We start from the raw sequence: 14,363 nt of genomic DNA on the forward strand, positions 1-14,363 counted from the left end.
TCCTCTCTAGTCTGTGGTGCGGTCAGACCGCTGTGGCAATGACTTTCAGCTCGAGGTATTCCTCGAAGCCGGCCAGACCCATCTCCCTACCCACGCCGGACTGCTTGTAGCCGCCGAAAGGTACGTCCGCGGAATACCAGACGCCGCCGTTGACGTTCACGGTGCCGACCCGCATCCGGTCTGCGACCCCCTGCGCCCGCTCGGGATCACCGCTGAACACACTGCCCGACAGGCCGTACGGCGAATCGTTGGCGATGTTGACCGCATCGTCGTCACCGTCGTGGGCGATCACCGTCAGCACCGGGCCGAAGATCTCTTCGCGCGCGACCCGCGCGGAATTGTCCAGGCCTGCAATCACCGTCGGTGAGATGAAGTACCCGGTGTCGCGGTCGGCCGGCCGCCCGCCTCCGCACGCGAACCGACCGCCCTCGCTGATCGCGAGGTCGAGGTAGGACTGCACCCGGTCACGCTGACGCTCGGAAATGACCGGCCCGCAAATGGTTCCGGGGTTGGTCGGGTCGCCCGCCTTGATGCCGCCCATCGTCGCCGCGGCCGCCTCGACCGCTTCGTCGTAGCGGGCGCGCGGCACCACCAGACGAGTGGTGATCGCGCAGCCCTGTCCGGCGTGCATCGACGCGGTGAACGCCGCCATCGAGCAGGCGCCGGCCAGGTCGGCGTCGTCGAGCACCAGGAACGCGGACTTGCCGCCGAGCTCCAGGAAGACCTTCTTGATGGTCGCGGCGCCGGCGGCCATCACCGCCCGGCCGGTGTTCGTCGAGCCGGTGAACGACACCATGTCGATGCGCGGATCGCTGGACAGCATGGCTCCGACCGAGTGGTCGTTGGAAGTGACGATGTTGACCACGCCCGGCGGTATGTCGGTGTGCTCGGCGATCAACTCGCCGAGAACCGCTGCACACCAAGGGGTATCGGGAGCAGGCTTGAGCACGATGGTGTTGCCCGCCGCCAGCGCCGGGCCGAGCTTGGCGAGGTTGATCTGGTGCGGGAAGTTCCACGGCGTGATCGCACCGACCACGCCGACGGCCTCGCGGACGATGGTCCGCTGAGTCTTGATGCCCATCGGCGCCGCGACGCCGAGATCGTGGCGCCACGAATAGCTCTCGGCGGTGTCGGCGGAGAACGACAGGTCTTCGACCGGCCCCTCGAGTTGGGCGGCCGCGGTCAGCATGCGCGGCGCACCCACCTCCGCCATCGTCATCTCGCGCAGTTCCTCGACGTGTTCCTTCATCGCATCGCGCAACTGGCGAATGCCGCGCACCCGAAGTTCGGTGTTGGTGGACCAGTCGGTCGTGTCGAAGGCACGGCGCGCGGCGTCGATGGCGCGGCTCATGTCCTCGGCATTGCCGTCGGCCGCGGTACCCAAGACTTCTTCGGTCGCCGGGTTGATCGTCGGGTAACGGCCGTTGCCGCCCGGCACCAGTTCCCCGTCAATGAAGAGGTCGCTGTTCCTGTCCGCCGCAATCGCCATCCCGATTCCCGTCTGCTTCGTTGGACACGTGTCCGAGATTTCGTCTTTCGCACCATAGCGGCAGACGCGGGGACGGTGCAAGGGTATGGCGTTCGACCGCGCCAGGACGCATACGAACAGGTAATTTACCGCGACCTCTTGCCTTGTCAGACACGGTTCCGATAACCTGGACATGTGTCCAGCGATGCCGCGGTAGCCGCCACCCCCAACGGGGACGACGCGCCGCGCAATCGTCGCCAGGAAGAGACCTTCCGAAAGGTCTTGCGGGCAGGCATGGAGATGCTGCGGGAATCGTCGTACGCCGACCTCACCGTCCGCGCCGTCGCCGCACGCGCCAAGGTCGCGCCGGCCACCGCCTACACCTACTTCTCGTCGAAGAATCATCTGATCGCCGAGGTGTACCTCGACCGGGTTCTCGAGGTGCCGTACTTCACCGACGTCAACGACACCCGGCTGCACCGCGTTCAACAATCGCTGCGCAGCCTCGCGCTGGTGATCGCCGACGAGCCGGAGTTCGCCGCAGCCTGCACCACCGCGGTGCTGAGCAACGACGCCGGGGTGGTCCGAGTCCGCGACCGGATCGGCGCCGAGATCCACAAACGCATCAAATCGGCGCTGGGACCGGACGCCGATCCGAAGATCGTGTCCGCACTGGAGATGACGTACTTCGGCGCGCTCGTGCACGCCGGCAGCGGCTCGATGAGTTACCGCGAGGTCGCCGACCGGATGGAATACGTCGTGAGCCTTATCCTGGGAGAGAACGAATGAGTGTGCAGAGTCCGGATATCGTGCTGGACCCGTACAACTACGACTTCCACGAGGATCCGTACCCGTACTACAAGCGGCTGCGCGACGAGGCTCCGCTGTACTACAACGAAGACCTGAAGTTCTGGGCGCTGTCCCGGCACGCCGACGTCCTCCAGGGATTCCGCAACAGCACGACTCTGTCCAACAAATACGGTGTCTCGCTGGACCCGGCCTCCCGCGGGCCGCACGCCTCCAAGACGATGTCCTTCCTGGCGATGGACGACCCGGCCCACCTGCGGCTGCGGACCCTGGTTTCGAAAGGCTTCACGCCCAGGCGGATTCGCGAGCTCGAGCCGCGCGTCACCGAGATCGCCACCAAGCATCTCGACGTCTTGATGGAGAAGGCCGCCGCCGGAGGGACGGTGGACTACGTCGACGAGTTCGCTGGCAAGCTGCCGATGGATGTCATCTCCGAACTGATGGGGGTGCCGGAAGCCGACCGCGTGCAGGTGCGGGCGTGGGCCGACGGTGTGATGCACCGCGAGGAAGGCGTCACCGACGTGCCGCCGGAGGCCGTCGAGGCATCGCTGAACCTGATCGTCTACTACCAGGCGATGGTCGAAGAGCGCAGGAAGAACCCGAGCGATGACCTGACGTCAGCGTTGCTGGACGCCGAGATCGACGGTGACCGGCTCACCGACGACGAGGTGCTGGGCTTCATGTTCCTGATGGTGATCGCCGGCAACGAAACGACCACCAAACTGCTTGCCAATGCCGCATTTTGGGGTCACAAGAACCCCGACCAGCTGGCCGAGGTCTACACGGACCTGTCCCGGGTGCCCCTCTGGGTCGAGGAAACGCTGCGCTATGACACGTCCAGCCAGATCCTGGCCCGCACCGTCGCCGGTGAGCTGACGCTCTACGACACCGTCATCCCGGACGGCGACGTCGTTCTGCTGCTGCCGGGATCGGCGCACCGTGACGAGCGTGCCTTCGAGCGTCCCGACGACTATCTCATCGGCCGCGACATCGGCGCGAAGCTGCAGAGTTTCGGCAGTGGCGCGCACTTTTGCCTCGGTGCGCACCTCGCCCGGATGGAAGCGCGAGTTGCGTTGGAGGAGTTGTTCAAACGTATCCGCGGCTATGAGGTCGACGAAGCGAATTCGGTGCGCGTCCACTCCAGCAACGTCCGCGGTTTCGCCCATCTGCCCATCACAGTGCAAGCTCGCTAGAAGGACGCCCCGAAAGGTTCCCGAATGCCCCGTTTCGCCCCTCTCCCCGACCGCAGGCCGGCGATCGTCGCCGGTGCCTCGTCCGGTATCGGTGAGGCCACCGCGTTCGAACTCGCGGCGCACGGATTCCCGGTCGCGCTGGGTGCGCGGCGCGTCGAGAAGCTCACCGACATCGTCGGCAAGATCAACGCCGAAGGTGGTGAAGCCGTCGGCTTCCACCTCGACGTCACCGACCCGAACTCGGTGAAATCCTTTGTCGCCCAGTCCACCCAGGCGCTCGGCGACATCGAGGTGCTGATCGCCGGCGCCGGTGACACCTACTTCGGCAAGCTCGACGAGATCACCAGCGACGAATTCGATTCGCAGCTGCAGATCCATCTGGTCGGCGCCTTCCGGTTGGCGAACGCCGTGCTGCCCGGAATGCTGGAACGCCGGCGTGGTGACCTGATCTTCGTGGGATCCGATGTCTCGTTGCGCCAGCGCCCGCACATGGGTGCCTACGGCGCCGCCAAGGCGGCACTGGTTGCCATGGTGAACAACTTCCAGATGGAGCTCGAGGGCACCGGCGTCCGCGCGTCGATCGTGCACCCCGGACCGACCAAGACCTCGATGGGCTGGAGTCTGCCCGCCGAGAAGATCGGCCCCGCACTGGAGGATTGGGCCAAATGGGGACAGGCGAGGCACGACTACTTCCTGCGCGCGGCCGATCTTGCGCGGGCCATCACGTTCGTCGCGGAAACACCCCGCGGCGGGTTCATCGCCAACATGGAGCTCCAGCCCGAAGCTCCGCTGGCCGACAACACCGAACGTCAGAAGCTCGCCCTCGGCGAGGAAGGGATGCCATCGTGACCATCACGAAAGAGGTTCAGCGAGTCTCCGGTGGCGAGGAGGAACACGGCCACCTGGAGGAATTCCGCACCGATCCAATCGGCCTGATGCAGCGCATCCGGGATGAATGTGGTGACCTCGGCTGGTTCCAACTGGCCGACAAGCAGGTCATCCTGCTCACGGGTTCCGAGGCCAACGAGTTTTTCTTCCGCTCCCCCGATGCCGACCTGAACCAGGCCGAGGCCTACCCGTTCATGACGCCGATCTTCGGCGAGGGAGTGGTGTTCGACGCCGACCCCGAGCGGCGCGCGGAGATGCTGCACAACACCGCACTGCGCGGTGAGCAGATGAAGGGTCACGCGGCGACCATCGAGAACGAAGTCCGCCGCATGATCGAGAATTGGGGCGACGAAGGCGAAATCGACCTGCTCGAGTTCTTCGCCGAGCTGACCATCTACACCTCGACGGCATGCCTGATCGGTCTGAAGTTCCGGAACCAACTCGACTCGCGGTTCGCGAATTACTACCACTTGCTCGAGCGCGGGACCGATCCGCTCTGCTACGTCGACCCGTACCTACCGATCGAGAGCTTCCGCATTCGTGACGAGGCAAGGACCAGCCTGGTGGCGCTGGTGCAGGAGGTCATGAACGGCCGAATCGCCAACCCGCCCACCGACAAGAGCGATCGCGACCTGCTCGACGTCCTGGTGTCGATCAAGGACGACGACGGCAATCCGCGGTTCTCGGCCAACGAGGTCACCGGCATGTTCATCTCGCTGATGTTCGCCGGGCACCACACGAGTTCGGGCACCTCGTCGTGGACGCTGATCGAGTTGCTGCGCAACCCCGAGTTCTATGCCAAGGTGCAACAAGAGCTCGATGATCTCTACTCCGACGGTCAGGAGGTGAGTTTCCATGCGCTACGCCAGATCCCGAATTTCGACAACGCGCTCAAGGAGACGCTGCGGCTGCATCCCCCGCTGATCATCCTGATGCGGGTGGCCCAGGACGAGTTCGAGGTCGAGGGTTACCCGATCCACAAGAGTCAGATGGTCGCCGCCTCGCCGGCGATCTCCAACCGCATCCCCGAGGATTTCCCCAACCCGGACGCCTTCGATCCGGACCGCTACGAGAAGCCCCGGCAAGAGGACATCGTCAACCGCTGGACCTGGATTCCGTTCGGCGCCGGACGGCACCGTTGTGTCGGAGCCGCGTTCGCGCAGATGCAGATCAAGGCGATCTTCTCGGTCCTGTTGCGCGAGTACGAGTTCGAGATGGCACAGCCGCCCGAGTCCTACCAGAACGATCACTCGAAGATGGTGGTTCAGCTGGCCCGGCCTGCGAAGGTGCGCTACCGCAAGCGCGTGAAGGCGTGAAGGCCTGACATGGGTTGCTACCGAATCGAACTCGACGAGGATCTCTGCCAGGGGCACGCCATGTGCGAACTGGAGGCGCCCGACATCTTCAAGGTGCCCAAGCGCGGCGTCGTCGAGATCGTCGACTCCGAACCACCCGACGAGATGCGCGACGACGTCGAACGAGCCGTCGAAATGTGTCCTACCCGAGCACTATCCATAACAGAAAAGGAAAACTGACAATGGCGTCACGCGAACAACTAGAAGACTGGGCCGAGCGTTGGCTGCAGGCCAACAAGGACTCCGAGGCGGCCGGCGACTGGACAAATCTCGCGGAGTTCTACACCGAGGATGCCACCTACGGCTGGAACATCGGCCCCAAGGAAGACGTGATGTGCGTCGGCAAGGACCAGATCCGCGAGGTCGCACTCGGGCTAGAAATGGAAGGCCTGGAGAACTGGGTCTACGAGTACCAGAAGGTCCTCATCGACGAGAAGCAGAACGAGATCGTCGGCTTCTGGAAGCAGATCGCGCATAAGAGTGACGGCGGCACCGACGAGATCTACGGCATCGGCGGCAGCTGGTTCCGGCTCAACGACGATCTGCTGATCGAATGGCAGCGCGACTTCTTCGACTTCGGCCACGTGCAGAAGGCCTTCGTCAAGCTGATCTCGTCGGGCGACCTGACTCCCACCATGCAGAAGCGCATCGAGCGCAGCGTCGCGGGCGAAAAGCTGCCGGGTTACTACCCGCTGGGTCAAGCCCCCGTCCCGATCTGGTAGAAACTCGACAGCTGTCAAGAACCGGGCCCCGACCGCTAGGATGAAGTGACGGAGGTCATAATGTTCCACAGGACAGGAACACGTTCTAATTTTGACCTAGATTGACCATCCGGCACGGCCGGCCGCCCTGGAAAACCCCGGGGTCGGGTTTTGCGAGTGGAGGTTCGCTGTGAAGACAAAAGGTGCTCTCATCTGGGAGTTCAACCAACCGTGGTCGATCGAGGAAATCGAGATCGGCGACCCGGTCAAAGACGAAGTCAAAATCCAGATGGAAGCTTCGGGCATGTGCCACAGCGACCACCATCTGGTCACCGGCGATATCCCGATGGCCGGATTCCCGGTTCTCGGCGGTCATGAGGGCGCGGGCGTCGTCACCGAGGTAGGCCCGGGCGTCGAGCATCTGGCCCCCGGCGATCACGTGGTGCTCTCGTTCATCCCGTCGTGTGGTGAGTGTCCGGCCTGCCAGGAAGGGCTGCGCAACCTGTGCGACCTGGGCGCGGGCCTGCTGGCCGGCACTGCCGTGTCCGACGGCACCCACCGCATCCACGCCGTGAAGAACGGCCAGCCGGTCATCCCGATGACGCTGCTGGGCACCTTCAGCCCGTACATGGTGGTGCACAAGAGCTCGGTGGTGAAGATCGACCCGTCCATCCCGTTCGAGGTGGCCTGCCTGGTCGGCTGCGGCGTGACCACCGGTTACGGCTCGGCCGTCCGCAGCGGTGACATCCGCCCCGGCGACGACGTCGTGATCGTCGGCGTCGGCGGCGTCGGCACCGGCGCCCTCCAGGGTGCGCTGAACGCGGGTGCGCGCAACATCTTCGCTGTCGACCCGGTCGAGTTCAAGCGTGACAACGCACTCAAGTTCGGTGCCACCCACGCCTACCCCGACATCTTCAGCGCGATGGCCGGCGTTGCCGAGGTCACCCAGGGCCGGATGGCGCACAAGACCATCGTCACCGTGGGCGAACTCAAGGGCGAGGACATCGACCACTACATGAACATCACCGCCAAGGGCGGCACCGTGGTGGCCACCGCGGTGGCGAACATGGCCGACAGCAATGTCACGCTGAACCTGGCGATGCTGACCCTCATGCAGAAGCGCTTGCAGGGCACCATCTTCGGCGGCGGCAACCCGCACTACGACATCCCGCAGCTGCTGTCGATGTATAAGGCAGGTCGCCTGAACCTCGACGACATGGTGACCCGGCAGTACCGCCTCGAGCAGGTCAACGAGGGCTACAAGGACATGCTCGAGGGCCGCAACATCCGCGGCGTCATTCGTTACACCGACGAGGACCGCTGACCTGCGCGTGTCCTGTGCGGATCTTCCGGGCCGTGCCCGCCTTGCCCAAAGGCGCGGGCACGGCCCGGAATTCATGGCGCAGCGTCCATGAGCAGCTTCCCGAACCTGTTGCGTGAGGGCCGCATCGGCTCGATGACGGTGCGCAACAGGCTCGTGATGTCTCCGATGGAGACCATGTACGGCACGCCCGAGGGTCTGCCCTCGCAGCGCACGCGCGACTACTTCGCCGCTCGCGCCAAGGGCGGTGTCGGGCTGATCACCGTGGGCGCCACCGGCATCGACCACCTGCAACCCGAGACTCCGGGCGGGCTACACCTCGGCACCGACGAGGCAGTGAGCGTCCACCGCGCACTGGTCGAGGCCGTCCACGAGCACGGCGCGAAGATCCAGCCGCAGATCGTGCACGCCGGCCCGGACGGGCTCGGGCCCGAGATGCACGGCGTGACGTCGCTCGGCCCGTCGGTGATCCCGTCGTATCTGACCGGACGTCCCTCGGCCGAGGTGACCGAGGCCCAGCTGACCGGGATCATCGACTTGTTCAAAGCCGCGGTGCGCCGCGCGGCCGAGGCCGGCTATGACGGCATCGAACTCCACGCCGCACACGGGTACATGTTCCTGGGGTCTTTCCTTGCCCCCCAGCGCAACCGGCGCACCGACGAGTACCGCGGCGACTCCGCCGACGGGCGCATCCGGGTGGTGTTGCAGACACTGGCGGCCATCCGCTCCGAGATCGGCGACACGCTGCCGGTCACGCTGCGGATCTCCGGCTACGAGCGGGTGGCCGGCGGCCGGCCGAGTTACGAGACGGCTCAGATGGCACCGCAACTGGTGGCCGCCGGCGTCGACGCCTTCCACGTCAGCGGTGGGGTGATCGACCGCCTGGTCACCGGGATGGTCAACGCCGCCGACGACGGCGACGCACTCAACGTCGGCGCCGCGGCCGCGGTCAAGCAGGTGGTCGATGTGCCGGTGATCGCGGTGGGCCGCATCCACGACCCCGCGCGCGCCGAGCAGATCCTCGCCGACGGCCACGCGGACTTCATCGCGATGGGCCGGCCGATGCTGGCCGACCCTGACCTGGTCGCGAAAGTCCAAGCGGGCCAGGCTGCTCGGGTCCGTCGCTGCATCTCGTGCGAGAACTGCATAGACGCCATGGAACAGCGGTTCGCGGTCGACTGTGCGGTGAACCCCCGCACCGGCAAGGAGCGCGAGCTGGCGGTGCACCCGGTCACGCAGCCCAAGCACGTTGTGGTCGTCGGCGGCGGGCCCGGCGGACTGGAGGCGGCAAGAGTGGCCGCCGAACGGGGGCACCGTGTCACGTTGTTCGAGCGCAACGCCGAATTGGGCGGTGCGCTGGTGTGGGCGTCGATCGTGCATCCGGAGAACGAACCGTTCCTGAAATACCTTCGCAGCGAAATCGCCGCCAGCACCGTCTCCGTCGAGATGTCCCACCCGGTCGGCGTCGACGACGTCGCCGAGCTGGAACCCGACGCGGTGATCGTCGCGACCGGCGCCGACATCGTGGTGCCCGACATCGACGGCGCCCGGAATCCCCGGGTGATCAGCGGTCACGAGGCGCGCGACCTGCTGATGAACCCCGCCGCGCTCCCGGCCGGTCGCCAAGTCGTGATAGTCGGCGGCAGCCTCGCTGCGATCCAGCTCGCCGAATATCTCTGTGCCCAAGACCGATTCGTCACCGTGCTGGAATCCGGACGCACCATCGCCGCCGAAGTCGGCCTCAAGCGCCGCACCGAACACATGGACCGGCTCGACCGCCTGGGAGTCCCGGTGCACGTGCGCGCCGAGGTGCACCAGATCACCGACGACAGCGTGGTGTTCACCCCGTATGGCGGTACCCGCCGCGGGCTCGCGGCCGACGCCGTGATCATCACGGGACGCCTCGAGGCGGACACCGTCCTGTTCGACGCCATCACCGACCGGTTGCCCGGCGCCAAGGTGCATGCCGTTGGCGACTGCACAGGTCTGGGATTGATCCGAAAAGCCACCGACGATGGCGCTCGCGCCGCCTGCAGTATCTGACAAACCCCCAGTATCTGACAACCCAAGGAGGAACTGATGTCCACGACCACCGAACAAACTCCCGCGCTGGCCGCATCGCAGGCATCCTGGCGATGCGTGATGTCGCACGACCGCGAGGGCTGGCTGGCCCTGATGGCTGACGATGTCGTGATCGAGGATCCGATCGGGCAGGCCATCACCAACCCCGACGGCAACGGCGTGCGCGGCAAGGCGGCCGTCGCCGACTTCTACGACGCGAACATCTCGGTCAACAACCTTCGGGTCACCTGCGAGGAGACGTTCCCATCCAGCTCCGCCAACGAGGTGGCGCACATCCTGGTGCTGCGCAGCCAATTCGAAGGCGGGATGACCAGCACGGTGCGCGGTGTGTTCACCTACTCCGTCAACGATGCCGGGCTGATCACCAACATGCGCGGCTACTGGAACATGGACGGCATGCAGTTCGGTCAGGCTCCCGCCAGCGGTGAGTGACCGCCCGCTCGAGGGATTCGGCGCCGTCGTCGTCGGCGGCTCTCGGGGCATCGGGGCCGCCGTCTCCGCCTTGCTGGCCGAGTGCGGCGCCGGCGTGGTGGTCAACGGTCGCGACGAGGCGGCAGCCGAGGCGACCGCGGCCGCCATCACACAGGTCGGCGGCCGCGCCGTCGCACACACCGGTTCGGCCGCCGACGAGACGGTCGCCGAAGAGTTGATTGCGCTGTGCGAGAGCGAGTTCGGCGCCGTCGATGCCCTGGTGAACTGCGCGGGTGCGCCCGAGCCCCGGGGCTCGTCGATACTCACGGTCACCCCTGCCGAGTTCCGCGCTCTCCTCGACGTCCACGTCGGTACCACGTTCGCGACCTGTCGGGCGGCCGCCCCCAGAATGGTCGTCCGCGGCCGGGGCGCGATCGTCAACACCAGTTCCTTTGCCTTCCTTGGCGATTACGGCGGCACCGGATATCCGGCGGGCAAAGGTGCGGTCAACGGCTTGACGATGGCGATCGCGGCCGAACTGGCCGAACACGGCGTGCGCGCCAACGTGGTGTGCCCGGGTGCCAAGACCCGGCTGTCCAGTGGGCCGGACTTCGAGGATCAGATCGGATCGTTGCGGCGACGCGGCATCCTCGACGACGTCAGCGCCCAGGGTGCGCTGGACGCCGCGCCACCGGAATACGTCGCCCCGATGTACGCCTACCTGGTCAGCGACCTTGCCAGCAAGATCACCGGCCAGATCTTCATTGCCGCAGGCGGTTTCGTCGGCCGGTTCGACAAGCCCTCGCCGAAGTTCATCAATTACCGGGACCATCACGACTGCCCGCCCTGGACGGTCGGCGAGATCGCGGCGATGTTGGCCTGACCTACGTCGTGAGGTCGTAGATCAGTACCCTGCCGACCCGCATCGGGGTGAAGTTGCGCTGAACCCATTGCTGGATCAGCGCATTGGTGTCCAGGTGTCCCCACTTGTCCTCGTGGACCGGATTGGTGACGATGAAATAGTGGATCTTCTTGGACAGCGCCATCCGTAGGAACTCGTCGGGTGCCGGGGACGGATCGGTGCCGTTGAATCCGCCGACCGGCATCACCGGGTGACCACTGGCCAGTTGGTAACCGGCCGCGCACATCGATCCGATTGTCGCGGCCACCCAGGTGTACCGCTGCGCGTCGGCGTCGAGCAGACCGACGAGCTGCCGGTCGGGCACGCCGGAGTCCAGCAGACTGCAGCCGACCAGATGCGTTCTTGCGGCGGATGATCCGGCGGGCAGCAGGAATCCGGGCCCACTGGCCGACGTGATCTCGGCGCGCTGGACCGGCGCGACACCCTTGGTCATGGCGGTGACAATGCGGGGAACCGGTCCGGCGATCGGCAGTGCACCGGAATTGCCTCGTTCGACGGTCGTGACGCTGTAGGCCACGGGTCCGCCGAGAGCGACCAGTGCGCCTGCCGCGACGATCACCGGCATCGGGATGACGGCGGTCATCAGCCCGACCAACACCAGGACGGCGGCGAGCGGGATGGCCCACCGCAACCACGGATAGAAGGTTGCGACGTGCCGCAGCACGACCACCGCGGTGGCGGCCGTCAGCACCACCGCGACCGCAAGTGCCGCCTTGACCCACAGCCGTTGTCGTTCTTGCCAACTCACGGCAATGCCGATGCCGGTCAGCGCAGCGATCGGCGGGGCAAGAGCCACGGTGTAGTACGGGTGGAAAATGCCGGCCATGTAGCTGAACACCCACGCCGTCACCAGCAACCAGAGCACCCAGACCAGAACGGCGGCGCGGCGCAGATCCCGCCGCGCGGCCCGGCCCCGCCACACCAGCACGACGACCGCGAACACCAGCGCCGCGGGCAGTAGCCAGCCGATGCCACCGATCTGCTCCGGCTCGAACAACCTGCCGATGCCGGGCTGACCCCACGGGTGCGGCGAAGTCCGGCCACCGGTATGGACCGGCGAGATGAAGCCGGGTGAGGCGAGGCTGCCCGGCTCGTCGCCATTGAGCCGGCCGAAGCCGTTGTAGCGCAAGGTCAGTTCGAGGATCGAATTGGTCTGCGTCCCACCGATCCACGGCCGCGTGCTCGCCGGCCACAGCTGCACCAACAGCACCCACCACCCGGCCGCGACCACAACAGCTGCCAGCGCCACCACGAGTTGCCCCAGCCGGGTGAATAGCGATCGCGGACCGGCCACCAGATACGGGAGCCCCAGGGCGGGCAGCACCAATGCCACCTCGAGCTGCTTCGCCAGATACCCCAGTCCCACACAGCATCCCGACACCAGCAGCCAGCGCAGCCGCCCGTCGTCGATCGCCCGCAGCACCGCCCACACCGCGGCGAGCATCAACAGGACCAGAAGCGCGTCAGGGTTGTTGTAGCGGAAGATCGTGACAGCCATCGGGGTCAGCGCCAGGACCGTGCCGGCAATCAGTGCGGCTACTTCGCCGAACGGCCTGCGAACCGCATCCCAGAGCAGGGCGACCGAGGCCACCCCGATGACCGCCTGCGGTGCCAGGATGCTCCACGAATTGAGCCCGAACAGGCGGATGGACAGAGCCGGGAGCCACAGCGACAGCGGCGGTTTGTCGACGGTGATCGAGTTTGCGGCGTCCGACGATCCGAACAGCAGCGCCTTCCATGACTGCGACCCCGCCTGCTCGGCGGCGGAATAGAACGCGTTGGCCCAGCCTGACCGGTCCAGTGCCCACAGGTAGAACACGCCGGTCGCGGTCAGCAAGACGACAAGCGCCCAGCGCTGCGGACCTATCCGTGTTCGTCGGGTGATGGCTTGTGCGACGCCGACTTCCGGCGACTCGACGGTGATCGTCATATCAGCGGGTGGACGCGCCGAACACCCGTCGCAACGCCACAAATCGCACGAGCGTGGCAACCAGGTTGGCCACCACAAGAACTGACAATTCGACGCCCTTGCCGACCGTCGGATCGTAGCGGTGCAGCAGATACAGCGAGCCGCTGGTGATCGCCAGCCCGAACGCGAAGATCACCAGGCCGCGCAGGTGGTGGCGAGCGACATCGGCGCGGCCGCGGATACCGAAGGTGAACGCCCGGTTGGCGGCGGTGTTGGCCAGTGCGGTCAGCAGCAGGGCGATCAGGTTGGCGGCCTGCGCACCGAGCGCGGGGTGCAGCGAAAGATACAGCAGCGCATAGGCGATGGTGCTGGCGATGCCGATCAGCCCGAAGCGCACCATCTGGCCGACCATGCCGCGCGGCACACCGGGCACCAGCGGTTCGCGGCCCAGTGCGGCCTGCAGGTCGCGCAGGGGCAGCGCGCCGGTGGTCAGCGCCCGGCCGACTCGCCAGCAGCCTTTGAGGTCTTCGATCGCGGTGGCGAGGATGTCGACGCGGGAGTCCGGGTCGTCGATCCAGTCGACCGGCACTTCGTGAATTCGCAGGCCGGCCTTCTCGGCCAGCACCAACAGTTCGGTATCGAAGAACCATCCGGTATCGGCGACCAGCGGCAGCAGCCGACGGGCCACGTCGGCGCGCAACGCCTTGAAGCCGCATTGGGCATCGGAGAACCGCGCGCCGAGCAGGCCGCGCAGCAGCAGGTTGTAGCCGCGCGACACCACTTCCCGCTTGATGCCACGGACCACCCGCGACGAGGCCGCCAGCCGCGATCCGATGGCGATGTCGGAATGCCCGGACACCAGCGGCGCGACCAACGGCATGAGGGCCGAAAGATGGGTCGAGAGGTCGACATCCATGTAGGCGACGACGTCGGCCGGGGACGACGCCCACGCGGCGGCCAGCGCGCCGCCGCGGCCCTTGGCGTCGAGGTGCATCACCTCGACGTCGGACAGTTCCTCGGCGAGCTGTCGCGCCACCGACAAGGTGCGGTCGGTACTGGCGTTGTCGGCCACCACGATTCGGGCCCGGTAGGGCACCTCGTCGAGCAGGAACTGGTGGAGCCGTCGCACGCAGGCCGCGACGTCGCGCTCCTCGTCGTACACGGGGATGACGATGTCGAGAATGTAGCGACCCCCGACGCCGATCGCAGCCGTGTCCTGCTCGGCCGGCAGGGTGTCGGTCATACCGATGATCGTCGCGTTGCAAGCTGCCGTGGCACTGGGCCGGATCTGAGGGGTTGCTGTGAG

General features: G+C 66.3%; 13 protein-coding genes. 10 read left to right on the forward strand and 3 right to left on the reverse strand.

What is annotated here, in order from left to right:
- Nucleotides 1-22 precede the first annotated feature (22 nt).
- Complete coding sequence (locus tag BST42_RS11360; RefSeq protein ID WP_083118670.1) at nt 23-1,489, reverse strand: aldehyde dehydrogenase; 1,467 nt, start codon at nt 1,487-1,489, stop codon at nt 23-25.
- Between the two features lie 174 nt (nt 1,490-1,663).
- Between BST42_RS11360 and BST42_RS11365 the strand changes: the two genes are divergently transcribed.
- The 10 genes from BST42_RS11365 to BST42_RS11410 all read left to right on the forward strand — a co-directional run bounded on the left by BST42_RS11365 (nt 1,664) and on the right by BST42_RS11410 (nt 11,109).
- Entirely contained in the window at nt 1,664-2,257 is a 594-nt protein-coding gene (locus BST42_RS11365; RefSeq protein WP_083118671.1) for a TetR family transcriptional regulator, read from the forward strand.
- Complete coding sequence (locus tag BST42_RS11370; protein ID WP_083118672.1) at nt 2,254-3,468, forward strand: cytochrome P450; 1,215 nt, start codon at nt 2,254-2,256, stop codon at nt 3,466-3,468. Before BST42_RS11365 ends, BST42_RS11370 begins: the two co-directional genes overlap by 4 nt.
- A 24-nt stretch (nt 3,469-3,492) precedes the next feature.
- A complete protein-coding gene (locus BST42_RS11375) occupies nt 3,493-4,317 on the forward strand; it encodes an SDR family oxidoreductase (protein WP_083118673.1) in 825 nt (274 codons plus the stop codon).
- A complete protein-coding gene (locus tag BST42_RS11380) occupies nt 4,314-5,672 on the forward strand; it encodes a lanosterol 14-alpha demethylase (protein ID WP_083118674.1) in 1,359 nt (452 codons plus the stop codon). Before BST42_RS11375 ends, BST42_RS11380 begins: the two co-directional genes overlap by 4 nt.
- A 9-nt stretch (nt 5,673-5,681) precedes the next feature.
- Nucleotides 5,682-5,891: a ferredoxin gene (locus BST42_RS11385; protein WP_083118675.1), complete on the forward strand. Its 210-nt coding sequence runs from the start codon at nt 5,682-5,684 to the stop codon at nt 5,889-5,891.
- A 2-nt stretch (nt 5,892-5,893) separates the two neighbouring features.
- Nucleotides 5,894-6,433 carry a nuclear transport factor 2 family protein gene (locus tag BST42_RS11390; protein ID WP_083118676.1) on the forward strand — a complete coding sequence of 180 codons (540 nt, stop codon included), beginning with the start codon at nt 5,894-5,896 and terminating at the stop codon, nt 6,431-6,433.
- A gap of 169 nt (nt 6,434-6,602) precedes the next feature.
- Entirely contained in the window at nt 6,603-7,736 is a 1,134-nt protein-coding gene (locus tag BST42_RS11395) for an NDMA-dependent alcohol dehydrogenase (protein WP_083118677.1), read from the forward strand.
- An 87-nt stretch (nt 7,737-7,823) separates the two neighbouring features.
- The gene (locus tag BST42_RS11400; RefSeq protein ID WP_083118678.1) at nt 7,824-9,776 is read left to right on the forward strand and encodes an oxidoreductase; all 1,953 of its coding nucleotides are present in this window, start codon (nt 7,824-7,826) and stop codon (nt 9,774-9,776) included.
- 36 nt (nt 9,777-9,812) lie between these two features.
- Complete coding sequence (locus BST42_RS11405; RefSeq protein ID WP_083118679.1) at nt 9,813-10,247, forward strand: nuclear transport factor 2 family protein; 435 nt, start codon at nt 9,813-9,815, stop codon at nt 10,245-10,247.
- Nucleotides 10,240-11,109, forward strand: coding sequence for an SDR family NAD(P)-dependent oxidoreductase (locus BST42_RS11410; RefSeq protein WP_083118680.1), 870 nt, complete (start codon nt 10,240-10,242; stop codon nt 11,107-11,109). Before BST42_RS11405 ends, BST42_RS11410 begins: the two co-directional genes overlap by 8 nt.
- A 1-nt stretch (nt 11,110) precedes the next feature.
- Here the strand turns inward: BST42_RS11410 and BST42_RS11415 are convergent, their stop codons facing one another.
- Entirely contained in the window at nt 11,111-13,078 is a 1,968-nt protein-coding gene (locus BST42_RS11415) for an ArnT family glycosyltransferase (protein ID WP_083118681.1), read from the reverse strand.
- A 1-nt stretch (nt 13,079) separates the two neighbouring features.
- A complete protein-coding gene (locus BST42_RS11420) occupies nt 13,080-14,300 on the reverse strand; it encodes a bifunctional glycosyltransferase family 2/GtrA family protein (protein ID WP_083118682.1) in 1,221 nt (406 codons plus the stop codon).
- Nucleotides 14,301-14,363: the final 63 nt, after the last annotated feature.

The sequence above is a fragment of the Mycolicibacterium rhodesiae genome, from assembly GCF_002086695.1.
In the GTDB taxonomy this organism is placed as follows: domain Bacteria; phylum Actinomycetota; class Actinomycetes; order Mycobacteriales; family Mycobacteriaceae; genus Mycobacterium; species Mycobacterium rhodesiae.

Excerpts from the sequence above, each read along its gene's own strand:
- BST42_RS11360 (WP_083118670.1), bottom strand. The coding sequence starts at position 1,489 with ATGGCGATTGCGGCGGACAGGAACAGCGACCTCTTCATTGACGGGGAA.
- BST42_RS11370 (WP_083118672.1), top strand. The coding sequence starts at position 2,254 with ATGAGTGTGCAGAGTCCGGATATCGTGCTGGACCCGTACAACTACGAC.
- BST42_RS11375 (WP_083118673.1), top strand. The coding sequence starts at position 3,493 with ATGCCCCGTTTCGCCCCTCTCCCCGACCGCAGGCCGGCGATCGTCGCC.
- BST42_RS11385 (WP_083118675.1), top strand. The coding sequence starts at position 5,682 with ATGGGTTGCTACCGAATCGAACTCGACGAGGATCTCTGCCAGGGGCAC.
- BST42_RS11390 (WP_083118676.1), top strand. The coding sequence starts at position 5,894 with ATGGCGTCACGCGAACAACTAGAAGACTGGGCCGAGCGTTGGCTGCAG.
- BST42_RS11400 (WP_083118678.1), top strand. The coding sequence starts at position 7,824 with ATGAGCAGCTTCCCGAACCTGTTGCGTGAGGGCCGCATCGGCTCGATG.
- BST42_RS11405 (WP_083118679.1), top strand. The coding sequence starts at position 9,813 with ATGTCCACGACCACCGAACAAACTCCCGCGCTGGCCGCATCGCAGGCA.
- BST42_RS11415 (WP_083118681.1), bottom strand. The coding sequence starts at position 13,078 with ATGACGATCACCGTCGAGTCGCCGGAAGTCGGCGTCGCACAAGCCATC.
- BST42_RS11420 (WP_083118682.1), bottom strand. The coding sequence starts at position 14,300 with ATGACCGACACCCTGCCGGCCGAGCAGGACACGGCTGCGATCGGCGTC.